Genomic DNA, 23,925 nt, shown 5'->3' with positions numbered 1-23,925 from the left:
ATCGTTCTGGATACTAAGTATAGGTAAATATTTTAAATTAGGTAAGTTCTTTTTTACGGAATTTATTAGTAATTTCCCTATTTTTGATAGAAATGAAATCTTCAAAAAAGTGATGTAAGCGGCCGCTTACCTGATGGAGAAACAACTAGCGAGAGTCAAGCCCAAAGGGCAATTGTTCCTGACTTAAATTTGCTAAGCGTTGTATTCGCGCCCAATCAAATGATTTACCTGGGTCGGTCTTGCGATCGGGCGCAATATCGCTATGTCCCGCAAACTGTAAGTTGGAAAAATTCTTTTTTAAGAAGTCAATCAGTTGGGCGAGGGCTGCATATTGCTCATTGGTAAAGGTGCTATCCCCATCCCCCACTAACTCGATACCGATGGAAAAATCGTTACAACGCTCCCGCTCAAAAAATTGAGACGCGCCTGCATGCCAAGCCCGTTTATGAACCGATACCAGCTGAATGACCTGCCCATCACGATCAATCAAGAAATGGCTTGAAACCTTCTGATGCGCAATTTGCTCAAAATAAGGGTGGGCACGCGCATCTAACTTGTTTTGAAAAAAATCAATAATGTGACCACGAGCAAATTGACCGGGGGGCAAACTAATGTGATGAATGACCACCAAATCTGGCTTGATTGAAGCGGGTCGCTCATCAAAGTTTGGGGAGGCTTGCCACTGAGCCCTCCCCCACCAACCCTTTTGACTTAGACGATCGCGATGATCGGCGCAGCAGTAATAGCGACCATCCCATGCAATCGCATCATCTTCGGGTAAGTGAAGATCGCAATACGAACAAGAGACCATCCGCTTGGGCTTTAACTGAGAGGGCGGTGCTGACTTGGGCTCCAAAGGCTTTTCTTGATCCCGCTTTTTCTTAAGCACCAACCACCAGTAGGCAAAGGCCAACCCCAAGCCAAGCAAAATCCATTTCAGCAAAATTAGCTTCTCTGCAAAATCACTTCAGCCACAAAGCGTGTGCCCGCATAGGTCAACAACAGGGCCACAAATCCACCCAAGACCCAGCGCACTGCCGTAGGCCCTCGTAAGCCAACCCGTAGGCGTGCAACCACCAATCCGCTAAATAAGAGCCACGATAAGAGTGCAAACACTGTTTTATGGTCAAAGACCAGTGGTTTGCCGAACAGCTCTTGTGAGAAAAATAAGCCCGAGAAAACGGTCATACTTAAAAGTGCATAACCGACATAGAGCAAACGGAACAAGAAACTCTCCATAGTCAATAATGGCGGCAGACTTTCAATCCAGGTTGGTGCACCGCCCATACCATTGGCCATGCCTTTACGTAGGGCCCGATCTTGCAGGTTCATTAAGACCGCCAGCATGGCAGATAGGCTAAAAAAGCCTACTGCAAAGGTGGCAACAATAAAGTGAGCCTTAAACCAAGGATCAGCGACGGCACGTTGAGAAATGACCGACCCCGGAAAGAGATCGGGCAGGATCGCACAAAACATCGCCATACTAATGGTCATCAGTCGCAAGCTGGAAATGGGCAAGAAAAAACTCTGAATCCAGTAAAAACTGAGTCCCACCCAAGCCATCAGAGAAAGATCTTGCGCAAAGCCAAATACAAAGCGCTCCCCATTAAAAATGGACTCATACAACAAGATTCCGTGAATGATCAACACGATCAGAATCAAAATTTGGACCAGGCCAACAAAAAAAGGGGTCTCCGGACGCCTTTGGTCGCGATAACCCAAAACAATAATTAGTAAGAGATAAAGTAAGGATGGCAGCCAGCCAAATCCCGAGTAACCTAAAATAGTCATTTCGAAAGTCTAATCGATAAATGCTTGAGGATCTGACCGACCGCTTAAGTCGTGTGGTTAAAACCATGCGGGGCCAAGCTCGCCTGACAGAAAGCAATACGGCCGACATGCTGCGCGAGATTCGTCTCGCTTTACTTGAGGCGGATGTCGCTTTACCGGTTGTAAAGAGCCTCATGGAGCAAATCAAGTTCAAGGCGCTTGGTGAAGATGTGGTGGGCAGCCTCACCCCTGGTCAAGCCTTGGTGGGGGTTGTGCAACGCGAACTAGCCCTCATCATGGGTGGGGCTGAAGAAGAGTCTGGAAAATTAAATCTAGCCACCCAACCCCCTGCGGTTATCTTGATGGCTGGTTTGCAAGGTGCTGGTAAAACGACCTCGGCCGCCAAACTCGCCAAATTCTTGCAAGAAAAATTAAAGAAAAAGGTTTTGACCGTTTCGTGTGATGTGTATCGTCCGGCTGCGATCGAACAGTTAAAAACCGTCAGCGCCCAAGTTGGAGCGGATTTCTTTCCAAGCTCGCCCGATCAAAAGCCAATTGATATCGCCAATGCAGCACTCGATTGGGCCAAACGCCATTACTACGATGTTTTAATTGTTGATACGGCAGGTCGTTTAGGTATTGACGAGCAAATGATGCAAGAGATCAAATCGTTGCACGCCAGTGTGAAGCCAATTGAAACCCTCTTTGTGGTCGATGCCATGCTGGGTCAAGACGCTGTTAATACGGCGCGAGCTTTTCATGAGGCATTGCCTCTGAGCGGCGTGATTCTCACCAAACTGGATGGTGACTCCCGCGGAGGTGCAGCCTTATCGGTTCGTCACATTACCGGTGTGCCCATCAAATTTATTGGCGTTGCAGAAAAAATGGATGGGCTTGAGGCGTTTGATGCCGAGCGCATGACCAACCGCATACTGGGCATGGGCGACATCCTAGCCTTAGTTGAACAAGCCCAACAAAATGTCGATGTTGAACAAGCCCAAAAGATTGCCAAAAAAATACAAAAGGGCGGCTTTGATCTTGGTGATTTCCGAGAGCAAATTAAGCAAATGCAAAACATGGGGGGCATGGCTAATCTACTCGATAAACTACCCAGCCAAATTGCACAGCAGGCCAGTAAAGCGAACTTAGGAATGGCTGATAAGCAAATGAAGCATATGCAAGGGATCATTGATAGCATGACCCCACAAGAGCGTGCCAAACCCGAGCTACTCAAAGCGAGTCGCAAGCGTCGCATTGCCGCTGGTGCGGGCGTCCAAGTTCAAGAGGTCAATCGCCTCTTGGCGCAATTTGAACAAATGCAAGGCATGATGAAGCAAATGAAAGGTGGCAAGATGGCCAAGATGATGGGTTCGCTTGCCGCCCGAGGAGCCGTCAAAGGTCTTGGCGGACTATTCAAAAAGTAAAACTTAAATCAAGTTATTTTTTGCGGTATTGATCGCAGTAACAATTGTCTGCGTAATCGACTTCAGCGGTACTAATTGAGCAGCACTTTCACGTCGACCTTGAAACTCAACCTGATCCTCTTTCAGACTGCGCTCGCCAATCACGACACGATAAGGGACACCAATCAACTCCCAGTCTGCAAACATCGCTCCCGGACGCTCACCGCGATCATCTAAAACCACATCCACACCAGCAGTAAGAATCTCTTGATGTAAATGGTTGGCAGCGTCGCGTACCGCATCGGATTTATCGTAGCCTACCGGACAAATCACGACCTCAAATGGCGCCATGGAAATCGGCCAAATAATCCCGCGCTCGTCATGACCCTGCTCAATCGCAGCGCCCAATAAGCGGGTCACGCCAATTCCGTAACAGCCCATCACCATCGGTTGGGCTTTGCCATTTTCGTCAAGATAAGTGCACTTCATTGCTTCTGAGTATCGGGTTCCCAATTGAAAGACATGGCCCACTTCAATGCCACGACAAATCTCGAGAGTGCCCTTTCCATCCGGGGAAGGATCGCCAACCACTGCATTACGCACATCCGCTATCAATGGCTCAGGAACATCGCGCCCCCAATTAACGCCAGTCAAGTGATAGCCTTCGGCATTGGCGCCGCAGACAAAGTCGCTCATATTCGCTACGGTGCGATCGGCAATCACTTGAACTGAAGACGGCAATCCAACCGGACCTAAATAACCCACTGGAGAACTACACGCTGTTTGGATTTCAGCATCGGTGGCAAACCGGAAGGCACTTAAACCAGGGACTTTATTCACCTTTATTTCATTGAGCTCATGATCACCCCTGAGCAACACCATGAATAATTTAGCGGGTCCAGCGTCTTGATCAACTGCCAATACTAAGGATTTAATAGTATTGGACAGGTCGATCTTGAGAAACTGCGCAACATCCTCGCAACGCTTTTGACCCGGCGTTGCCACTTTTTGCATACTTTCCTTTGGAGTGGCTCGCTGTGCAATCAGAGCAAGCGATTCAGCCGCTTCTAAATTGGCGGCGTAATCCGAATTAGGGCAATAAACAATCGCATCTTCACCCGTATCCGCAATCACATGAAACTCTTGACTGCCTGACCCTCCGATCGCTCCATTGTCGGCAGCGACGGCTCGAAACTGCAGGCCCATGCGTTGAAAGATGCGGACATAAGCATCAAACATGAGGGCATAGGACTTTTTCAAGCCCGCCTGATCACGATCAAATGAATAAGCATCCTTCATACTGAACTCACGACCCCGCATGATCCCAAAACGGGGGCGACGCTCATCACGAAACTTCGTCTGAATTTGATAAAAATTGACTGGCAATTGTTTATAGCTTCTGATCTCCGAGCGCGCAAGATCGGTAATTACCTCTTCAGAGGTTGGCTGAATCAAGTAATCGCGCTCATGGCGATCTTGAATGCGCAACAACTCGGGGCCCATTTTTTCCCAACGACCTGTTTCTTGCCATAGCTCAGCAGGTTGAACGATCGGCATCAAAAGCTCGATTGCTCCGGCGCGATTCATTTCTTCCCGAATAATGTTCTCGACCTTCCGAATTACCTTAAGCCCGAGAGGGAGATAGTTATAAATTCCGGCACTTAATTTACGAATCAGCCCAGCGCGCACCATCAATTGGTGAGACACGATCTCAGCGTCCGCTGGAGCCTCTTTCAGGGTTGCAAGAAAGGTTTGTGAAGCTTTCATGAGTGACTATAATCAAATCGTTGATTTTAAAGGATTAAAGATTAGGGGCTAAAAGGTACGATTATGCTTGACCGCGAGGGCTATCGACCTAATGTTGGCATTGTGCTTCTCAATGCTCGTAACGAAGTATTTTGGGGCAAACGGATTGGACAACACTCTTGGCAGTTTCCGCAAGGAGGAATTGCGCACGGAGAAAGTCCCGAAGAAGCGATGTATCGCGAACTCCACGAAGAAGTAGGGCTCTTTCCTCACCATGTCGAGATCATTGGACGCACCCGTGATTGGATTCGCTACGATGTGCCCGAAGAGTTCTTACGCCGCCAAATGAATCACCGTCATCAGCGTGTCGCTTATAAGGGTCAAAAGCAAATTTGGTTCTTGCTGAGAATGTTAGGACAGGATCACGAAATTCAGCTTCGCGCCACAGGTCACCCTGAATTTGATGCCTGGCGCTGGCATCCGTATTGGATTGAGCTTGATACCGTGATTGATTTCAAGCGCGAGGTGTATCAACTGGCACTCTCTGAGCTCGCGCGATTTATTGCCACTACCAACCAAATGCAACAATTAGTCTGGGGGGCGCCACTGCACGCCTCACACTCCCCATGAATAAATTCTGGCTAGCATTCCTTGCATCATCTACCCTAGCGCTAAGCGCCTGTTTCTCGGATCCCTTGGCCGATGGTACTGATCCCTATGCGCCAACCGTATTCAAAGAGAGCAATACACTGATGCCTCTCAATCCGCCCAATAAAAAATATTTGATACCTTTTTCAGTATCGCAAACCACCATTTTCAAGTTTGCGGTTGATACCGAATCCATCAAGATTGGAAACGATGGCGTTACCCGCTACATTGTTGTGATTACCAATCCCAGTGGCGGTCAAAATGCTTACTTTGAAGGGATTCGGTGCGATACATTTCAGTGGCGCTTGTATGGCACACTTGAAGCCAATCAACAATGGCGAGCCAATCCATTGGGAAGTTGGTTAGCCATTCAAGATAATGTGCCAAATCGCTATCAGGCAGCTTTGGCTCAGGGCGCTTTTTGTAATCTGGCCACGCAAGAAAAGAGTTATGCCAAGGTTGTGAAATCACTCGATCCCAATAATTTTCTGGGAATCATTGCTCCAGTCGGCTCTGAAGCTGAACTTCCAACCATTCGTTAATTAAGTCTTGCTCAGCAAGGTTCCAATCGACTCGCCTTGATAGAGTCGCACTAAGACATTGGGCTCACGACCAGATGCAATCACGGTACTCGCCCCGGTTTGTACCGCTGTTTTGGCTGCCAACACTTTCGTTAGCATTCCGCCTTTACCCAAATCGCTGCCCGCTCCACCGGCCATGCGTTCCAGAGAGGGGTCGCCTGCGATTGCAAAATCAACCATTGTGGCAGCGGCATCTTTACGAGGATCGGCGGTATATAGCCCACCTTGATCCGTCAAAATGACTAGGGCGTCGGCATGCACTAAATTAACGACGAGCGCCGCTAGGCTATCGTTGTCGCCAAATTTAATTTCATCGGTAACAACCGTATCGTTCTCATTAATGATCGGAACAACACCTAAGGACAGTAGCGTTTGCAAGGTTGCTTTCGCATTTGCATGGCGCTCTTCATTGGCTAAGTCAGCATTCGTTAATAGAACCTGTGCAGTATGCACACCAAATTTTGCAAAGCATGATTCATAGACTTGAACCAAACCCATTTGCCCAACAGCCGCTGCCGCTTGGAGCTGATGAATTTCTTGAGGGCGGACAGCCCAGGCTAAGCGCTGCATGCCTTCGGCAATGGCGCCAGAGCTCACCATCAACACTTGGCAGCCCTGCTTGAGCAAATTAGATACCTGCTCAGCCCAAGTAGCAATCGCAGCTCGATCCAACCCTTCGCCATTATTGGTCACTAGGGTAGACCCAACCTTCACAACAATTCGTTTTGCTTCTGAAATCGTTTTTTTCATCGCTATTACTCGTCTAAAAAACGGGGGTCTTCAGCGCGCTCTTCCTCTAAGTCGCGGTCTTTGCGAAGTCCATCTAAATAATCTTGAATCGCATAACAAAGGCGATCGCAACCTTGACCCGTAAGGGCAGAGACCTCAAATACGGGGCCCTGCCATTCAAAGCGTTTTAAGAAGTCTGCAATGGTTTGCTCTCGATCCTCGGGCTGCAGCATATCAACCTTATTTAATACAAGCCAACGTGGCTTTTGATATAAGGCCTCATCGTATTTACGCAGCTCATTGACAATCGCCTTGGCGTCAGCGACCACATCGACATTCTCATCAAAGGGGGCAATATCAACCAGATGCAAGAGCACGCCGGTGCGCTGCAAATGCCTTAAGAATCGGTGACCAAGACCAGCACCCTCAGCAGCACCCTCAATGAGCCCTGGAATATCCGCAATCACAAAACTACGTTCATTACCAACCCGCACCACTCCCAAATTAGGATGTAAGGTGGTAAATGGATAATCAGCAATCTTGGGGCGGGCATTGGATACAGCCGTAATCAAAGTAGATTTACCTGCATTGGGCATTCCTAATAAACCCACATCGGCCAATACTTTTAATTCCAACTTTAATTTGCGGCGCTCGCCTGGCTTGCCATTGGTCTTCTGACGCGGAGCGCGGTTGGTGCTACTTTTAAAATGAATATTGCCCCAGCCACCAACCCCGCCTTGAGCAAGACAAATTCGCTCACCATGTTTAGTTAAGTCGGCAATTAACTCATTGGTCTCTAAATCCGCAATAATGGTTCCAACTGGCATCCGCAGCTCGATATCGTCTCCGGCACGACCATAACAATCCGCACCCCGTCCGGGCTCGCCATTCTTAGCGGTATGGGTTTTGGAATACCGATAATCAATCAGGGTATTGATGTTGCGATCTGCAATCGCATAAACGCTGCCCCCACGACCACCGTCACCGCCGTCTGGGCCGCCAAACTCGATAAATTTCTCGCGGCGCATTGAGGCGCTGCCGGCACCACCATTACCGGCAATCACTTCAATTTTGGCTTCGTCAATGAATTTCATAAATAAAAAGGCCTCGCAATTTGCGAGGCCTGTTTCTGTTGATTAATTTGGTTTAAAGAAATCTCAGTCAGGCCGCTTATGAACGAGGCAATACTGAAACTTGCGCTTTATTCATTGCGCCCTTAACTCCAAACTCGACCTGTCCATCAATCAAAGCAAATAGGGTGTGGTCTTTGCCCATTCCAACGTTGACACCGGGATGAACTTTGGTACCTCGCTGACGAATAATAATTCCACCAGCATTGATTGCTTGACCGCCATAGACTTTCACGCCCAAACGTTTTGATTCTGAGTCACGACCGTTGCGCGTTGAGCCGCCGCCTTTTTTCTGTGCCATCTTTCTCTCCTAACTCAGGCCTTAATCGACTTAATCAGAATCTCTGTGTAATTCTGACGATGGCCCTGATGTTTTTGATAATGCTTACGACGACGCATCTTAAAGATTTTCACTTTATCGTGACGTCCCTGGGAGACCACAGTAGCCATCACAGCGGCACCATTAACCAAAGGATCGCCAACTTTGAGCGATGCGCCCTCGCCAACGGCGAGAACTTGGTCAAGAGTAATGTCGCTGCCGATGTCCGCTGGTATCTGTTCTATTTTCAATTTTTCGCCAGCAGCAACTTTATACTGTTTGCCACCGGTTTTTATGACCGCGTACATGGTTAAACCTCTCAAAAAGTACTACAAATAATTACAAATCAACTTATTTCGCGGCATGATTCCTTTAAAAGTCGGTGACTTACAGAAAATCTGCTACTTTGAGCTGAGCCAAGTATTATATCTTGGATGAATAACACTGTCAAAAACAATCACTTAGGGCAAATTTTGGCCCCCATCAGCCCGGATTTACAGGCTTTGGACGAGGTCATTCGGCGTCGACTTACCTCCGAAGTGGTTCTAATTGATCAAATCTCCTCTTACATCATTCAATCGGGGGGGAAACGGGTCCGCCCAGCTCTTCTTCTATTAATGGCCAAAGCTTTAGCCAACGGCAAAGAAATTCCTCATGCTTTGGAATTGGCAGCCGTGGTTGAATTTATTCATACCGCCACCCTGCTCCACGATGACGTTGTGGATGAATCCACCATGCGCCGAGGTAAGCAAACCGCCAACGCTGCCTTCGGAAATGCCGCTAGTGTTCTCGTGGGCGATTTCTTATACTCACGGGCTTTTCAGATGATGGTTGCCCCCAATGATATTCGGGTGATGCAAATCCTTTCCGATGCTACAAACACGATTGCGGAAGGCGAAGTCTTGCAACTTTTGAATATGAATGATCCCGAGGTGGATGAATCAAGCTACCTCCAAGTGATTCGCTATAAGACCGCAAAATTATTTGAGGCATCGGCTGAGCTTGGTGCACTAATTGCCCAAGCAAGCGACATTGAGCGCGAACTTGCGGCAGCATTCGGGCGACATATTGGTACTGCCTTCCAACTGATGGATGACCTTTTAGACTACACCGCAGATCCCAATGAAATGGGTAAGAATGTGGGTGATGATTTGCGTGAAGGCAAACCAACCCTACCCCTTATCTATCTCATGGAAAAAGGTAGCGCTGATCAACAACTACTGGCTCGGGAAGCGATCTCGCAAAACGAGGAGCTGCCGGATGATGTATTTGATCAAATCCTGCAAGGCATCTACAGCTCTGGCGCCTTAGAGTACACCCAAGATGCAGCAAGGCGCGAGGTGCACTTGGCGCTGAATACGATTAAGGATTTCCCACAAAACACAGCCAGCGAATCATTGCGTGCTTTATGCGAGTACTCGCTAATTCGTCAGGGATAAAATAGTCAACACGGAATGTAGCGCAGCCTGGTAGCGCACCTCGTTCGGGACGAGGGGGTCGGAGGTTCGAATCCTCTCATTCCGACCACTATCTCCCAACCGTTTTTTGCCGAATCTCTTTTGCCGCCAGCCTTGCTGCTTCAGCCTCAGAGCGCAAGGTTTCAATTTCCTGGATTGTTAAACGCTCGATATTCATATAGTCTAGCTTCCAACGAGGATCATCACTCCAACGCAAGGCACTTTGAACAGTCGTTCGTGGTCCAGGGGCAAACTCGAGTACATCAAGGGCTAAATTAAAAATGATGTGCTGCGATTGTGGGTCTTGAGGTCTTGCTGCTGCATTGCCCAAAGGAAAGTCATTAAATACAAAACGTGGGACACCGCAGTACTCTACGATATCTTTAGCAGCTGCAATAATGATCGTTGGAATACCTGCCCCCTCTAGATAGCGCGCTAGCAATGAAATGCTTTGATGGCAAATAGGACAATTTGGAACCAAGATAGCAACATCCACCCCATCGGCTTGGCACATTTCCAAAATGCGTGGTGCATCGTTTTCTAAAGTGTGACCTTGGCTTCGGTTAGTCGGCAGTCCATAGAATCGATCTGCTAACTTTCGAATTCGTTGCTCAGCCACTGCTTGTCTAGCTGCATTCAACGGAAACCAGCAGGCCATCTCCGCTAAGTTCGCATGCTTTCGATCAATTCCAACATGCGCAATCCGCAAATCTGGGTTGGCTGCAGTTGCCATCGCATATGGCTCATAAAACTTCGCATGTGCGTTGTATGGAGCGCCGGGCCCCTGATCACCCTTGGAAGGATCATAGGGAACTGCGGTTGTAATTAAAGCCAATGTCGAAGCCTTCAATGACTTTTTTAAGGGGGTAAATGGCACATCGTTGTAATGCGCCCAAACATAGGGATTGTCATAACCAAGTGCCAGATAGTACGAACGTGTACGCTGAATATATGAAATTGCGCTGTCGAACTCGGGGGCAAAAGACAGTTCTGGCATTTTTTAGAGTGACTCAGTGGTAATTGATAAGATCATGGTAATCATAAATAAAGGAGAACGATACTATGGCTCAATGGTTACGCTTTACGCATCAAGGGAATGTCGGGTTTGGACAGTTACAAGGTGATCAAATTGCTGTCCATGCCGGTGATTTATTTGCCAACCCCAAGGCAACCGGTGAATTCCTCAAGGTTGCGGAAGTAACGATTGAGATACCCTGCGTTCCAAGCAAATTCATTGCCCTAGTGGATAACTTTCATGCCTTAGTGACAAAGCTTGAGCACACCGTTCCGGATGAGCCTTTGTATTTCTTGAAAGCAAGTAATTCTTATTTAGCAGCTGGGCAAACCATCCAAGTACCAATATCCTATGCAGGAAAGGTTATTTATGAAGGTGAACTTGGGATTGTGATCGGGACAAAATGCCATGGGGTGAGCGTTGCGGATGCCGCTCAATTCATTTTTGGCTATACCTGTGTCAATGATGTCACTGCCGTCGAGATCTTGAATCGCAACCCAGGTTACGCACAATGGAGCCGCTCAAAGAGCTTTGATACCTTTGGCGTGTTTGGACCGACCATCACAACCGATGTGGATCCCATGGGCTTATCGATTAAAACGATCCTTAACGATCAAGAACGTCAAAACTATCCAATGAGCGACATCGTTTTCACGCCCGCTCAATTAGTCAGCCTGATTTCACAAGACATGACCCTTTTGCCAGGCGACGTGATTGCCTGCGGAACCTCCGTGGGCGTCGGCTCCATGAAGCCAGGCAGTCAGGTCAGTATCGTGATCGATGGCGTTGGACGCCTTGATAATCGATTTGAATAATTAATATCCAGCGGCTACTGGTAATACAAGATTTCCCTTGGCATCCTGCACGTTTTGATCCAAGTACTTGGTCAAGGCATAAACGGTATTTAGGCAGGGTGTCGGGGTTCCTGTAATCTCACCCAACTCAATCACAGAGCCCAACAAAGCGTCGATTTCCAATGAACGGCCAGCCTCCAAATCTTGCAACATGGAGGTTTTATGTTTACCCACCTTTTCAGCGCCAGCAATCCGTCGTTCAATATCGACACGGAAGGTAACGCCAAGCTTTTCAGCAATCGCTTGCGCTTCGGCCATCATATTGCGCGCCAGCTCTTTCGTGAGCGGGAAGCGGCAGATTCCCTCCAGGGTACCGTGCGTTAAGGCACTAATTGGATTGAATGTGAGGTTGCCCCAAAGTTTTAGCCAAATTTCGGCACGAATATCATCCAAGATAGGTGATTTAAAGCCCGCAGCCCCCATCACATCTGAAATTTTCTGAATGCGTTCCGTCGACTTGCCATCCAACTCGCCAAGCGGGAAACGCACGCCCTCGACATGTCGAATAACCCCTGGGCCTTGCGTAATAGTCGCCGGATAAACAACGCAACCAATAATATTGTCGGGATTAATCGCGCGCATGACAACACCACCTGGATCAACGGTATCGACCGGATGATCCTTGTACTTACTATTGAGTTTCTGAAAATACCACCATGGGATTCCGTTTTGCATTGGAATTAATATGGTCTCGGGTCCCAGCACAGATACTAGATCATCAATGACTGGTTCCACTTGGTGGGCTTTCACTGCCAAAATAATGACATCCTGCTTTGGCAAACCACGTAAATTTTCAACGGCCTTTACCTTCGCAATAATGGGTTCAGGATGCTCATCACCAATGAGAGCAAGTCCACGCTCTTCAATTGCTCGCAAGGTGGCGCCGCGCGCCATTACCGTTACATCATTACCAGAATTTGCCAACATGACCGCTAAATAGCCGCCAATTGCGCCGCCACCTCCAATGACACAGATTTTCATGAACACTCCAATTTAAATATGATGATTGACAATAGTACGATATTTTTTAGGGCTATTACGATTTCCCTAATCACCCCTCACGCCAAATTCATCCAAAAAATATCGACTCTTTTATAAGACTGGGCCGCCATTGGCACTTTTAATAAATTGCTGATCAAATTTGATCGCCAAATGGCCACAGATCTTGATAGGTTTCAATACCTTAGACCCAATTTCCCTGATTCAAGAAGGCGGGATAATCCCCACCTATAATCAGGGCTTGCTAGTGAATGGGCCCTGATGGAGTGGTCTGAAGACCATCCAATGATCAATCTATTTTGTCGAAAGAGGACGGTGCGATGCTGCTTTGGTTCGTAATTGCTTATCTCGGCATTTCAATTGCGATTGGTTTGTACGCCGCTACTAAAGTTCACAATGCCAGAGACTACATCACGGCTGGCCGAAATCTACCCATGGCTTTTGTCCTGGCGATGGTCTTTGCAACCTGGTTTGGGGCCGAGACCGTTCTTGGTATTTCTGCAACCTTTTTAGAGGAAGGATTCAGGGGACTCATTTCAGACCCCCTTGGGGCGTCACTTTGCTTAATCCTATTCGGACTGGTCTTTGCAAAACCCCTATACCGAATGAATCTCATCACTCTCGGCGACTATTTTCGATTTCGCTACAACCGCCAGACCGAGTTACTAATCTCCATTTGCATCATCGTTTCCTATCTCGGCTGGGTATCCGCTCAAATTTCGGCCTTAGGGCTCACCTTTAATGTCCTGTCGAACGATTTAATTTCAATCAGCGATGGCATGCTCATTGGTGCTGGCGTTGTTTTGGTCTATACCTTGTTTGGTGGAATGTGGTCAGTGGCACTCACAACCTTTGTACAAATGATTGTGATTGTGATCGGACTTTTATTAGTGGCCAGTAATGCTGCCGATCAAGCTGGTGGGGTAGCTAGCGTTATCGCTAAAGCCAGTGCGGAGGGTAAATTTAATTTCTTACCGACGCTAGACCCAATCGATATGCTTGGCTGGATTGCGGCATTGCTAACCATTGCATTAGGCTCGATTCCACAACAAGATGTTTTCCAACGGGTCAATGCAGCCAAAAATGAGTCGATTGCGGTATGGGCCACCACATTAGGTGGTGTAGCTTATTTCTTTTTTGCTAGCGTGCCACTTTTCTTAGCTTACACCGCGAATATTATCGATCCACAAATGGTCGAGAAATTTCTGGCGAGCGACTCTCAAATGATTTTGCCTACCCTGATCCTCAACCATATGCCATTTTTTATGCAGGTTGTTTTCTTTGGGGCACTGATCTCGGTGATCATGAGTACCGCGTCTGGAACCTTACTTGCACCTTCGGTAACCTTTACAGAAAATATCTTAAAAGGCTTTTATCATCACATGACCGATAAACAATTTCTTTGGGCAACCCGCCTAACCGTATTTGTATTTGCGAGCATTGTGACCTTTTACGCAATTGCGACCGAGGCCAAAATCCACACCATGGTTGAAAATGCGTACCGTATTACGCTGGCAGGCGCATTTGTCCCGCTAGTTGCCGGCTTATTCTGGAAGAAAGCGAGTGATCTCGGTGCTTTACTTGCCATTACCCTTGGCTTGAGTATGTGGCTCTTATTAGAAATCATGGGTATAGAGGAGCCGGTTGAGCCTCAATTAGTCGGCCTACTAGCAAGTCTGATTGGTATGATTTTAGGAAGTTCGATCGCCCCCCGCTCACCAGAGAGCGCTACAAATCATTTAAGCAAAGCCCAGCATTAATTACCTACTTCTTTTCGAAAGCCGAACTGCGCATGTCTGTTCTATCTGCTGATGAGCTTTATCAACGCTCGATTCTTGAATCAGTATCTAGAACGTTTGCGCTCACCATTCCCTTATTACCCCCAAATCTAGAAAAGGTGGTTGGTAATACGTATTTACTCTGTCGCATTGTCGATACGATTGAAGATGCATCCTGCATGGATGCAATAACCAAGCAAAATCTATCGGCTAGTTTTGTTAAAACGGTTCTGGGCGAGCAAAACCCTAAACAATTTACCGATCAGTGCGCGATTGCCTTAGCCGAGCATAGCAATCTGGATGAAAAAGATCTGATTCAAAATATCCCTCGGGTGCTACGTGTATTGGATAGTTGCGATGTACAACAGCGTCAAGCTGTTGCTCGTTGTATTCAAATTATGTCGGATGGAATGAGCTATTTTCATACTCGTCAAAATCCTCGCGGCTTAGAGAACTTAGCTGAATTTGAAAAATATTGTTATGTCGTTGCTGGGGTCGTTGGTGAAATGCTAACCACCGTATTTGCCTTGCACTCACCTGCGTTTGCAAAAGCGATTTCACAAAACGAATACTTAGCAATTTCATTTGGTCAAGCCCTGCAAATGACCAATATTCTCAAAGACTCTCCCGAGGACCGAGCACGCGGTGTTTCATGGAAGCCAATCGGGGTCAGCGAAACTGATTTACTCGTGATTGCCCACCAAAAACTTGAAGATGCTCTTCATTACATTCATTGCATTCCAAAGTCGGAGCTCGGAATTCGGCGCTTTTGCTTTCTTGCCTTTGGGCTGGCTGTATTAACCCTTAAGCAAATTGCACTGCGTCATCACGGCCATACATCAATCGAAGCAAAACTAACTCGATCGCAAGTGACTCGTTTTTATGTCTTTACTAAAATTGCGGTTCGGAGTGACTGGCTAATAAATATTTTTTTCAGAATCCAAGCTCGATCCCTCAAGGCTTAGTCCTTGATGGCATTTTCATGTCGTAACAGCCACTGTTTAATTCTCAAATGGGGGCCGTTAGCCTCACCCATAAAACCACCAAGACCGGCTTTTGATAAAACGCGATGGCAGGGAATAATTAGCGGATAGTGGTTGGCAGCGCAAGCACTGCCAACCGCCCTAGGACCCGATTTGATCTGAGTGGCCAGCTCACCATAGCTCTTGGTTTGTCCAACAGGAATGGATTGAATGGCGGACCAAACCCGTTGCTGAAAAGCGCTGCCCTGAGCTTTCATTGGTAAATCAAAGAGGAAATGGGGATCGTCAAAATAAGCCTCCATTTGCTCTTTGGCATCTTTCGCTAATTCATTAAGAGGTCGACTTACTTTGTCCAAATGAGTGAGGTATTGGACTTGGGTAATCATTAATGACGCATCAACGATTTCAGTACGGATTCGTAATCCCCCGAACGGGGCGCGTATCACGCAGTGCTGAATATACCCTGTCAAGCTTGACTTTAACAACGAAAGATCCTTTCTGACATCAAAATCAATCGATCCTGGTGGTCTAAATAATCAGTATTTGCTATATTGCTTATCTGTGCTTTTCATGAAAGTGTAGATGGATTCTTTTTTTGATTCTTGGCCCCTTTGGGCACAAGCTGCGCTAGTTGTCTTTTTACTCGCCCTCTCTGGATTTTTCTCGATGGCAGAGACCAGTATGGTGGCTAGCAACCGACATCGTTTACGCGCGATGGCAAACAGTGGTCATGCTGGTGCTGCATTAACCCAAAAACTACTTAAGCGGATTGACACCCTCTTATCTGTTTTATTAATTGTCAACAATTTAATCAATACCATTTTGCCAATTTTGGTGACTGGTATTGCGCTGCATTTGTTTGGTACTAATGGGCTAGTAATTTCGATCGCTACCCTCACTGTTGCATTTTTAATCATCATCTTTAGCGAAATTACCCCGAAAGTCATTGGCGCCGCTTTTGCAGAAAAAATATCAGCCAATATTGGTTGGGTGATTTACCCCCTGACGATTGTGCTTAAACCCCTACTATGGGTTGTGAACTCCTTTGTTTCAGGGTTAATGGGCCTCATGGGTCTAAACCGAAAAGAAACGGCATTACAAACCATGAGTTCTGAAGAACTCAGAAGTCTTGTTCTGGAATCCAGTCACTTTATTTCGAATCAGCATCGTAGTATCTTGCTCAATTTATTTAATCTTGAAAATATCTCGGTCGATGATGTAATGACACCTCGAGCCAAGATGGAGATATTAGATTTGTCGCGACCTATCGATGAGGTCATTGGGCAACTGGAGACCTGCTACCACAACAAATTACCTGTGTGCGAGGGAGATCCAGAAAAAATCATCGGCATCCTTTCTGTTAAAAAGGCGCTTTCCTTACTGGGTAGCGAAGAGTTAAGCCACGGCGACTTTCGAGAACTATTAAACGAACCCTACTTCATTCCTGAGGGCACCCCAGTGATGCAGCAGATGCAGTTTTTTCAGGAAAATCGCCAACGCTTAAGTTTGGTTGTAGATGAATACGGCAGTGTTCAAGGCTTATTAACCTTTGAAGATATCGTTGAAGAATTAATCGGGGAGTTCACCACTTCCTTTCCAGGCATGATGACTCAAGACCAATGGTCTAGCGATGGCTCCTATTTAGCAAACGGTAGTGCAAATTTGCGCGATCTCAATCGTTTATTGGGATTACAGCTCCCTGTCGATGGGCCACGCACACTCAATGGGCTCATACTGGAAGAGCTTGAAGAAATTCCGGATCATGACCTCAGCGTCAAGGTTGGGGGCGTAGTGATGGAAATTATTCAATTTGATGATCAAGGGATTAAGACGGTGAAGCTTCACAAACCGTCACCCGAAGAGCCAAGTCTGTCGGCGCCTTGATTCAGGGTACCCCAAACACCCAGAATCTATTCCGTAAGCCACTCGAAGAATCCGATCACCATATCATTCGTCTGTGGCAAGAAATTGCTTTATCTGCTATTAGTGAAGATGCGAGCGATATTCATATCGAAGCGCAGCAAAATGCGTGTGTCATTCGCTTTCGGATTCATGGCGACTTATGTCTTTTTAAAACATATCCAAAATCAGATCATATTCGACTGATTACGCGTATCAAAATACTAGCGAAGCTTGATATCGCTGAACAGCGCTTGCCACAAGATGGTCGACTAACAATTAGCAGTGGCGACGTAATGAGTCATGAAATTGATTGCCGGGTATCCACGATGCCGACCCTGTTTGGTGAAAAGGTAGTCGTTCGACTTCTCAGAACAACGAATTCGGAATTAGAGATTGACCATATTGGCTTGACCGGCTCCCAGCTAGATATTGTCAAAGGGTGCCTAAGTCGGCGGCATGGCTTGATTTTGGTGTGTGGCCCAACGGGTAGCGGCAAAACGAGAACGCTTTATAGCTTTCTTCATTATCTAAATCAACCCCATCTCAATCTTTGCAGCGTCGAGGACCCAATTGAAATCCCCTTACAAGGAGTTAACCAAATTGCATATCATCCAAAGGCTGGGCTCCATTTCGATGCCATCATTCGAGCCCTCCTACGTCAAGATCCCGATGTCATGATGATTGGTGAAATCCGTGATTCAGAAACAGCAAAGCTTGCAGTGAGCGCAGCACAAACGGGTCACTTGGTACTGAGCACCATTCATACCCGCGAAGCTTTGTCGTGCATCGAGCGGCTACGGAACTTTGGGGTTGAGCCTCACTCCATCGCCCAAAATCTTTTATTTATTAGTTCCCAGCGCTTAGTTCGGCATCTGGACTCACAGCCGGGACGGTTTGCGATTCATGAGGTATTGCCCTTCACTCCCAAGCTTATTGCCGCGATCGAATTACAAGTGAGCGCAACGGAACTTGAAGGAGTTGCTTATATGGAGGGCTTTCGCTCAATGCGCCGACAGGCTGATGCCTTATTTCATCAAGGGTTGATTGACCAATCGGTTTTACTTCATGAAATTCCATGATGATTGGGCGCTCTCTTTCTCTTCGCGATCAAATCAACTTTACATACCGGCTTCAGAATATTTTGCAAGCAGGAGTGCCGCTTCTTGAGGCTCTACATCTGCTAGAGCAGTGCTCCCCAAACCATTGGAGATCATTTCTGTCGCATACCATCCAAGGACTCAAACGTGGCAATAGTTTAGCGACCAGCCTTTCTACAGAGGGTAAATGGTTTAGTCCGATTTGTATTGGCTTAATTTCGATTGGAGAAAAAACGGGGGCTTTAGAGCAATCACTTTTTTTAATTCATCAACAATTGCTTGCTAAGGAATCACTTATGCAGCAAATGAAGCAAGCGCTGACCTACCCTGCAATCACCTTTGCCGCTGCGATGCTGATGGTCATTACTATGTTGGTGTGGGTTATACCTAGCTTTGAAGATATCTTTCATCACTTTCATGCTGAATTACCCTTGAGCACACAGTTGTTGATTGCCCTATCGAGAGGTTTGAATGAGCATGCGCTAGTAATTATGGGAGTAATACTTGTGGTATTAGCTGGCATACTAATTCTTTGGAGAAAATCAATCCCGTTTCAAAAGTGGTGCGACCATCATTGCTTTCGGATTCCGATATTTGGGAATTTGATCCGACTCTCGCATCAAATCACGTGGTGTCAAAATATTGCACATTTACTTCAATCGGGCCTCAGCCTCTTAGATTCGATCCGCATTTGTGCACAATCATCCAATCATTGGCTTAGTCATGATTTGAGTGCTAAGCTATTTAAGCAACTTTCCTTAGGTTGGAATCTTGGGGTTGCCATGAAACGCTCTGATCCTCATGGTCAATTTTTTGATTCTGAAACGATCCAATTGCTTGAAATAGGTGCTCGAACCGGCATGCTCAATACCATGCTAATCAACCGGTCTCGCTCGTTTGAAAGTCAGCTACAGCATCGCCTAGCCATTCTTAGTCAAAGCCTGGAGCCTATGTTTATTATTTTTCTTGGTCTACTGGTAGCGGGATTGCTAATGACGCTCTACTTACCCATTTTTTCATTAGGCAGTATCATTTAATGTGGATTGATTCCATCCTCCGAATTGGCCTCATCCTAATCCTCCTTTATGTGGCATGGATCGATTTTCATCGCTTTTTAATCCCCAATCGATTCACTTATCCCATGATCATTCTTGGTCTTGCCTTTAATTCACTCTCACCAATGCCATGGTGTGATGCTCATTTGTCGTGGCAAGGCGCAATTCTTAGCTACTTCCTCCTATGGATCATTAATCAACTCTACAAAGGGGTTCGTTCTCGTCATGGTCTTGGAATGGGGGACGCCAAACTTGTAGCGGGCCTTGGGGCTTGGCTCGGAATCCATAGTGCGCTATGGATATTGGTCCTGGCTGCTTTTTGCGGGATTATTGGGGGCCTCCTTTGGCTAAAGTATCAAAAATTACCGTCTAACCACCCATTTCCTTTTGGCCCCTTTCTGGCATTTGCTGGCATCATAGAAATACTATGGACAAGCCCACTCGTTCACTCCTTGATTTAAAAGGAAAAGTTCCATTTCTAGGTCTGACCGGGGGAATTGGGTCAGGCAAGTCGAGTGTTGCCTCATTTCTTGCGAAGCGAGGAGCCTGGGTGATCGATACCGATCAAATTGCCCACCAAATAAGCGCTCCCGGGGGGGTAGCGATTGACCCTATTAAAAGGGAATTTGGGTCCGAGTTCATCCTTCCAGATGGATCACTCAACCGAGCAAAAATGCGTGAGCACGTATTTACGGATACCGAGTCCAAACGAAAACTGGAAGCCATTACGCACCCCCTAATTCGCCAGGAAACCATGCTCCAGGCTGAAAATGGCTTAAAAAATCATGCGCCCTATTTGGTATTTGTGGTCCCTCTACTCCTAGAGTCAGGCACCTGGACTGGAAACCTCGACCATATTGCGGTAGTTGATTGTGAGGAAGAGGTCCAAATTGAGCGAGTCATGGAGCGCAGCCAGCTAGACCGCCAGGGAGTGCTGGCCATCATGGCCCATCAGGCAAGCCGGGGCGAGCGCCTGGCAATTGCGGATACCGTGATTTATAACCAAGGGGATCTAGCAAGCCTTGAGATTGAAGTCGACCGCCTCCATCAAAAAATGCTGGATTTATAGTTTTTTGGCTGCGGTCGGCATACAATAAAACTCTGTGATTATTTACGAATACCCGTTTAATGAACTGGTCCGAAGCATGCTCCGACTGGAGTATTTGTTCGACCGGTTTAATCACTTTGCGCGCTCGGATGACCCCGAACTACACCATAATGCCTTGACCACCTTGTTTGAGCTAGGCGATATTAGTGCTCGTGGTGATATCAAATCATTACTTTTAAAAGAATTGGAGCGCCAGAAATTTGCGCTTAATCACCTCAAGCATGCCAAAGAAGTTGATCAAGAAAAACTAGCATCCACCATGGCGGAGTTAGAGCACGCCAGTGCCCAAGTAAATGCGTCAGCAATTAAGCCCAATGCGCTTATTGGGGAGAACGAATGGCTTAATGCAATTCGGACACGCTTACATACACCGGGTGGCACTAGTCCGATTGATTTGCCAGGTTTTTATGCTTGGCGCCATAGTCCTGCTTCATCGCGACGCGAGCTCTTACAAAAGTTCATTTACCCTATGCTTCCTTGGCAAGAGGCATGCCATTTGTTTTTACGACTGCTTCGAGAATCTGGAGAGAGCAAAGAAGTTCTAGCGCATCAAGGCTCTTTTCAACAAGCACCCTCTGGCAAGGTTTACCAATTAATGCGCATTACCTTAGAGGATCCATCGCTCTTTGCTGAGATCAGCGCCAATAAATATTTAGTCTCAATTCGACTACTGAAGTGTGAGCAAGATCTTAAGCCCACCCTAATTAATCAAGATATTCCCTTTAAGTTAACCTTCTGCCAGTTTTGACCTTGACAGGGTTCTACTTACCTACCTCTCAAATACGAACGAACTTTTTTAATCATTGGCCAAGCGGCTGGCAATAATGGGGTGATGGTTAACTCCGGATTGAATATATTTTGCCAAGATAGCACTTGATTTTCTTGGCCAACTGGCTCGCCCTCCCAGCGATCAACCAAGCATACATGCAGGCGAACATAGGCATGCGGGTAATCATGTTCGAGCATCATGATTTCGTGACAATGGTTTTCATCCAAAGCAATCCGAATGCCAAGCTCCTCATGCAACTCGCGCTCCAAGGCGGTTGTGATGGATTCATTGGATTCTAGTTTGCCACCTGGAAACTCCCAGTAACCTGCATAGGGTTTGCCACTGGGTCGTTTACCCATCAAAACAAGTGATTGCTCTTTTATAAGAATTCCGACGGCGACCTCAACGATCGGCCGGGATTGACTCGTCATAGACTACTTTTTGCCAGATTGGGAACCGGCCCAGTGCTTTGCAAACTGCCAAGCCACACGTCCTGAACGTGAGCCGCGCTCTAGAGCCCAGACTAAGGCCTCGGGACGGGCAGCCTCAATGGCTTTATCAGAGAGACCAAAATGTGCCAACCAATGAGCAACGATCGCGAGGTATTCTTCTTGCCTTGGTGGATAAAAAGAAAGCCACAAACCAAAACGCTCTGATAAGGAGATTTTCTCTTCAACAACCTCGCCCGGATGAATCTCACCATCATCGGTATGAACATACGACTCGTTATCCTTCATGTACTCGGGTAACAAATGGCGGCGATTGGAGGTTGCATAAATCAGAATGTTGTCCACTTGCGCAGAAATGGATCCATCTAGCGCGGACTTCATGGCCTTATATCCAGACTCGCCATCCTCAAAGGACAGATCATCACAGAACACAATAAATCGCTCCGGACGAGACGCAAGAATCTCAGTAATGTCTGGTAAATCAGCTAAGTGATCCTTATCGACTTCCACCAAGCGCAAGCCCTGAGAAGCAAATTGATTAAGACAAGCCTTAATCAATGAGGACTTGCCGGTACCACGCGCACCCGTTAATAAAATATTATTCGCAGGCTTCTTTTCAACAAAATGCCGCGTATTGTCAATAATCGCGTCGCGCTGGCGATCGATATGTTTTAAATCTTGAAACGAGATTGGGGATAAGTGTTTAACTGGCTTTAGAAATCCAATTCGTCCAAAAATACTGTCACGACGTTGCCAACGAAAGGCTTTAGCGGTTTGCCACTCAGCATCGGTCAATGGCTTAGGTAAAAATGTTTCGAGATGATCTAAAAGACGATCGAGTTTGTCATTCACAGTACACGTTCTCGTAATAATGAAACTTGCTTATGAGCGGTAATCGGCATTGATTGAGACATACTCATGCGATAAATCACAGGTCCAAACCGTCTCCATCGCATCCCCTCTTCCCAAATCAACCGTGACGGTTATTTCTGATTGCTTCATCACGGCTTGACCTTGCTCTTCTTGATAGTCCGGATGTCGGCCGCCATTCTTTGCAACCCAAACATCATCCAACCATAGTTGGACCTTGCCACTATCAAGATCGCCGATACCAGCATAGCCCACAGCAGCTAGGATGCGACCCAGATTGGGATCGCTTGCAAAAAACGCCGTCTTCACCAAAGGAGAATGAGCAATTGCTTTAGCTACCTGCTTGCACTCAAGGCTATTTTTGCCGCCTTTTACACAAATTGTTATAAATTTAGTAGCACCCTCGCCATCGCGCACTATCAGTTGTGCTAACTGTTGAGAGATAGCAATTAAACCCTCTCGAAATAAACTATAGAGCGGATCGGAGTGACTCTGAATTCGGATTGGAGACTGACCAGTAGCCATCACGATAAAAGAATCATTGGTCGATGTGTCACCATCAATCGTAATTGCGTTAAACGAAAGGTTGGCAGCTTCTGCAGTGAGCTCTTGCAACAAGCCTCGATCAATTTGAATATTCGTTCCCACAAAACCCAGCATGGTCGCCATATTTGGCTGAATCATGCCGGCTCCTTTTGAGATACCCGTGATCACAATGGGTCCCTGCTCGGTATTGATCGTCTGCGAGGCTGCCTTAGGCAGAGTATCGGTGGTCATGATGGCCTCGGCTGCCGCAAACCAATTGTCTTCAGTTAATTGCGCAACGGCTTGCGGTATTGCAGCCACAATTTTGTCAGCTGGCAGTTGCTCCATGATCACCCCTGTTGAAAAGGGCAATACTTGTTCTGGACTTAGCCCAAACGACTTTGCTAGCACCTCACAGGTCTGAAAGGCCCGACGAAGACCCTCTTCACCAGTCCCTGCATTGGCATTACCGGTGTTCACGATCAATGCCTCAATTGGATTAGCCTCCAATAGATGCTGTTTACATAACTGCACAGGAGCGGCGCAAAAGCGATTTTGGGTAAATACGCCTGCCACTGCCGAACCAGGAGCTAAGCGTATCACCAACACATCTTTACGATTTGCCCGCTTAATACCAGCCTGTGCAAACCCAAGAGCAAGCCCAGGAATAGGGCTCAGGGATTTGGGATCAAGTGTTGGAAAATTAACAGCCATCGTTAAATTAGAACGGCAAACCTC

The 23,925-nt window shown here is 46.9% G+C and carries 25 protein-coding genes, 1 tRNA gene and 1 pseudogene; 14 read left to right on the top strand and 13 right to left on the bottom strand.

What is annotated here, in order from left to right; all coding sequences use genetic code 11:
- Nucleotides 1-145: 145 nt before the first annotated feature.
- On the bottom strand, nucleotides 146-943 hold the full coding sequence (gene ampD, locus AOC32_RS01095) for a 1,6-anhydro-N-acetylmuramyl-L-alanine amidase AmpD (protein ID WP_234409765.1): 798 nt from the start codon (nucleotides 941-943) through the stop codon (nucleotides 146-148).
- A gap of 2 nt (nucleotides 944-945) precedes the next feature.
- A complete protein-coding gene (locus AOC32_RS01090; RefSeq protein WP_108507731.1) occupies nucleotides 946-1,791 on the bottom strand; it encodes a cytochrome C assembly family protein in 846 nt (281 codons plus the stop codon).
- Nucleotides 1,792-1,811: 20 nt separating this feature from the next.
- Between AOC32_RS01090 and ffh the strand changes: the two genes are divergently transcribed.
- Entirely contained in the window at nucleotides 1,812-3,194 is a 1,383-nt protein-coding gene (gene ffh, locus AOC32_RS01085) for a signal recognition particle protein (protein ID WP_108507730.1), read from the top strand.
- 3 nt (nucleotides 3,195-3,197) lie between these two features.
- Here ffh and AOC32_RS01080 read toward each other — a convergent pair whose 3' ends face one another.
- Entirely contained in the window at nucleotides 3,198-4,940 is a 1,743-nt protein-coding gene (locus tag AOC32_RS01080) for a proline--tRNA ligase (RefSeq protein ID WP_108507729.1), read from the bottom strand.
- Between the two features lie 63 nt (nucleotides 4,941-5,003).
- Between AOC32_RS01080 and AOC32_RS01075 the strand changes: the two genes are divergently transcribed.
- Both AOC32_RS01075 and AOC32_RS01070 read left to right on the top strand, forming a co-directional pair.
- Nucleotides 5,004-5,549 carry an RNA pyrophosphohydrolase gene (locus tag AOC32_RS01075; RefSeq protein ID WP_108507728.1) on the top strand — a complete coding sequence of 182 codons (546 nt, stop codon included), beginning with the start codon at nucleotides 5,004-5,006 and terminating at the stop codon, nucleotides 5,547-5,549.
- A complete protein-coding gene (locus tag AOC32_RS01070) occupies nucleotides 5,546-6,109 on the top strand; it encodes a CNP1-like family protein (protein ID WP_108507727.1) in 564 nt (187 codons plus the stop codon). Before AOC32_RS01075 ends, AOC32_RS01070 begins: the two co-directional genes overlap by 4 nt.
- Before the next feature lie 12 nt (nucleotides 6,110-6,121).
- Here AOC32_RS01070 and proB read toward each other — a convergent pair.
- The 4 genes and pseudogenes from proB to rplU form a co-directional block, all read right to left on the bottom strand.
- Nucleotides 6,122-6,898: pseudogene (proB, locus tag AOC32_RS01065) on the bottom strand (glutamate 5-kinase); the annotation flags it as partial.
- Nucleotides 6,899-6,903: 5 nt separating this feature from the next.
- Complete coding sequence (gene cgtA / locus AOC32_RS01060) at nucleotides 6,904-7,971, bottom strand: Obg family GTPase CgtA (protein WP_108507725.1); 1,068 nt, start codon at nucleotides 7,969-7,971, stop codon at nucleotides 6,904-6,906.
- A 76-nt stretch (nucleotides 7,972-8,047) separates the two neighbouring features.
- Nucleotides 8,048-8,308, bottom strand: coding sequence for a 50S ribosomal protein L27 (rpmA, locus tag AOC32_RS01055; protein WP_108507724.1), 261 nt, complete (start codon nucleotides 8,306-8,308; stop codon nucleotides 8,048-8,050).
- Nucleotides 8,309-8,322: 14 nt separating this feature from the next.
- Nucleotides 8,323-8,634, bottom strand: a complete 312-nt coding sequence (gene rplU / locus AOC32_RS01050; protein ID WP_108507723.1) for a 50S ribosomal protein L21 — start codon at nucleotides 8,632-8,634, stop codon at nucleotides 8,323-8,325.
- Nucleotides 8,635-8,760: 126 nt separating this feature from the next.
- Between rplU and AOC32_RS01045 the strand changes: the two genes are divergently transcribed.
- Together AOC32_RS01045 and AOC32_RS01040 are read left to right on the top strand one after the other, a co-directional pair.
- On the top strand, nucleotides 8,761-9,765 hold the full coding sequence (locus AOC32_RS01045) for a polyprenyl synthetase family protein (protein WP_108507722.1): 1,005 nt from the start codon (nucleotides 8,761-8,763) through the stop codon (nucleotides 9,763-9,765).
- Between the two features lie 11 nt (nucleotides 9,766-9,776).
- A tRNA-Pro gene (locus AOC32_RS01040) sits at nucleotides 9,777-9,853 on the top strand.
- Here the strand turns inward: AOC32_RS01040 and AOC32_RS01035 are convergent.
- Entirely contained in the window at nucleotides 9,854-10,780 is a 927-nt protein-coding gene (locus AOC32_RS01035; RefSeq protein WP_108507721.1) for a glycine/sarcosine/betaine reductase selenoprotein B family protein, read from the bottom strand.
- 65 nt (nucleotides 10,781-10,845) lie between these two features.
- Here AOC32_RS01035 and AOC32_RS01030 point away from each other — a divergent pair, with 65 nt between their 5' ends.
- Complete coding sequence (locus AOC32_RS01030) at nucleotides 10,846-11,613, top strand: fumarylacetoacetate hydrolase family protein (protein ID WP_108507720.1); 768 nt, start codon at nucleotides 10,846-10,848, stop codon at nucleotides 11,611-11,613.
- Here AOC32_RS01030 and AOC32_RS01025 read toward each other — a convergent pair whose 3' ends face one another.
- Nucleotides 11,614-12,633: a 2-dehydropantoate 2-reductase gene (locus AOC32_RS01025; RefSeq protein ID WP_108507719.1), complete on the bottom strand. Its 1,020-nt coding sequence runs from the start codon at nucleotides 12,631-12,633 to the stop codon at nucleotides 11,614-11,616.
- A gap of 338 nt (nucleotides 12,634-12,971) precedes the next feature.
- Here AOC32_RS01025 and AOC32_RS01020 point away from each other — a divergent pair, with 338 nt between their 5' ends.
- Nucleotides 12,972-14,411 (top strand): sodium:solute symporter family protein, encoded by a 1,440-nt coding sequence (locus tag AOC32_RS01020; RefSeq protein ID WP_108507718.1) that lies wholly within the window; start codon nucleotides 12,972-12,974, stop codon nucleotides 14,409-14,411.
- A gap of 32 nt (nucleotides 14,412-14,443) precedes the next feature.
- Nucleotides 14,444-15,394, top strand: a complete 951-nt coding sequence (locus AOC32_RS01015; protein ID WP_108507717.1) for a squalene/phytoene synthase family protein — start codon at nucleotides 14,444-14,446, stop codon at nucleotides 15,392-15,394.
- Here the strand turns inward: AOC32_RS01015 and AOC32_RS01010 are convergent.
- Nucleotides 15,391-15,897 (bottom strand): methylated-DNA--[protein]-cysteine S-methyltransferase, encoded by a 507-nt coding sequence (locus AOC32_RS01010; protein WP_234409764.1) that lies wholly within the window; start codon nucleotides 15,895-15,897, stop codon nucleotides 15,391-15,393. The genes AOC32_RS01015 and AOC32_RS01010 overlap by 4 nt on opposite strands.
- Before the next feature lie 97 nt (nucleotides 15,898-15,994).
- Between AOC32_RS01010 and AOC32_RS01005 the strand changes: the two genes are divergently transcribed.
- Genes AOC32_RS01005 through zapD form a run of 6 tightly spaced genes read left to right on the top strand, consistent with a single transcriptional unit; the run spans nucleotide 15,995 to nucleotide 21,322 of the window.
- Nucleotides 15,995-17,296 (top strand): HlyC/CorC family transporter, encoded by a 1,302-nt coding sequence (locus AOC32_RS01005; protein ID WP_108507715.1) that lies wholly within the window; start codon nucleotides 15,995-15,997, stop codon nucleotides 17,294-17,296.
- Nucleotides 17,293-18,393, top strand: coding sequence for a GspE/PulE family protein (locus tag AOC32_RS01000; protein ID WP_199908508.1), 1,101 nt, complete (start codon nucleotides 17,293-17,295; stop codon nucleotides 18,391-18,393). The genes AOC32_RS01005 and AOC32_RS01000 overlap by 4 nt, the downstream gene beginning before the upstream one ends.
- Complete coding sequence (locus AOC32_RS00995) at nucleotides 18,390-19,448, top strand: type II secretion system F family protein (RefSeq protein ID WP_108507714.1); 1,059 nt, start codon at nucleotides 18,390-18,392, stop codon at nucleotides 19,446-19,448. Before AOC32_RS01000 ends, AOC32_RS00995 begins: the two co-directional genes overlap by 4 nt.
- The gene (locus AOC32_RS00990; protein WP_108507713.1) at nucleotides 19,448-19,927 is read left to right on the top strand and encodes a prepilin peptidase; all 480 of its coding nucleotides are present in this window, start codon (nucleotides 19,448-19,450) and stop codon (nucleotides 19,925-19,927) included. The genes AOC32_RS00995 and AOC32_RS00990 overlap by 1 nt, the downstream gene beginning before the upstream one ends.
- Nucleotides 19,894-20,535, top strand: a complete 642-nt coding sequence (coaE, locus tag AOC32_RS00985) for a dephospho-CoA kinase (protein ID WP_108507712.1) — start codon at nucleotides 19,894-19,896, stop codon at nucleotides 20,533-20,535. Before AOC32_RS00990 ends, coaE begins: the two co-directional genes overlap by 34 nt.
- Before the next feature lie 34 nt (nucleotides 20,536-20,569).
- Complete coding sequence (gene zapD / locus AOC32_RS00980; protein ID WP_108507711.1) at nucleotides 20,570-21,322, top strand: cell division protein ZapD; 753 nt, start codon at nucleotides 20,570-20,572, stop codon at nucleotides 21,320-21,322.
- Between the two features lie 17 nt (nucleotides 21,323-21,339).
- On the opposite strand, the gene AOC32_RS00975 is transcribed toward zapD, so the two are convergent.
- Genes AOC32_RS00975 through argJ form a run of 3 tightly spaced genes read right to left on the bottom strand, consistent with a single transcriptional unit; the run spans nucleotide 21,340 to nucleotide 23,901 of the window.
- A complete protein-coding gene (locus AOC32_RS00975; RefSeq protein ID WP_108507710.1) occupies nucleotides 21,340-21,774 on the bottom strand; it encodes an NUDIX domain-containing protein in 435 nt (144 codons plus the stop codon).
- Nucleotides 21,775-21,777: 3 nt separating this feature from the next.
- Nucleotides 21,778-22,644 carry an ATP-binding protein gene (locus AOC32_RS00970; protein ID WP_108507709.1) on the bottom strand — a complete coding sequence of 289 codons (867 nt, stop codon included), beginning with the start codon at nucleotides 22,642-22,644 and terminating at the stop codon, nucleotides 21,778-21,780.
- A 30-nt stretch (nucleotides 22,645-22,674) separates the two neighbouring features.
- A complete protein-coding gene (gene argJ, locus AOC32_RS00965; protein WP_108507708.1) occupies nucleotides 22,675-23,901 on the bottom strand; it encodes a bifunctional glutamate N-acetyltransferase/amino-acid acetyltransferase ArgJ in 1,227 nt (408 codons plus the stop codon).
- Nucleotides 23,902-23,925: the final 24 nt, after the last annotated feature.

Source organism: Polynucleobacter acidiphobus, assembly GCF_003065385.1.
Lineage (GTDB): Bacteria > Pseudomonadota > Gammaproteobacteria > Burkholderiales > Burkholderiaceae > Polynucleobacter > Polynucleobacter acidiphobus.
The sequence above is the reverse complement of the archived record's forward strand: the minus strand, read 5'-3'. Positions and strand labels throughout refer to the sequence as shown.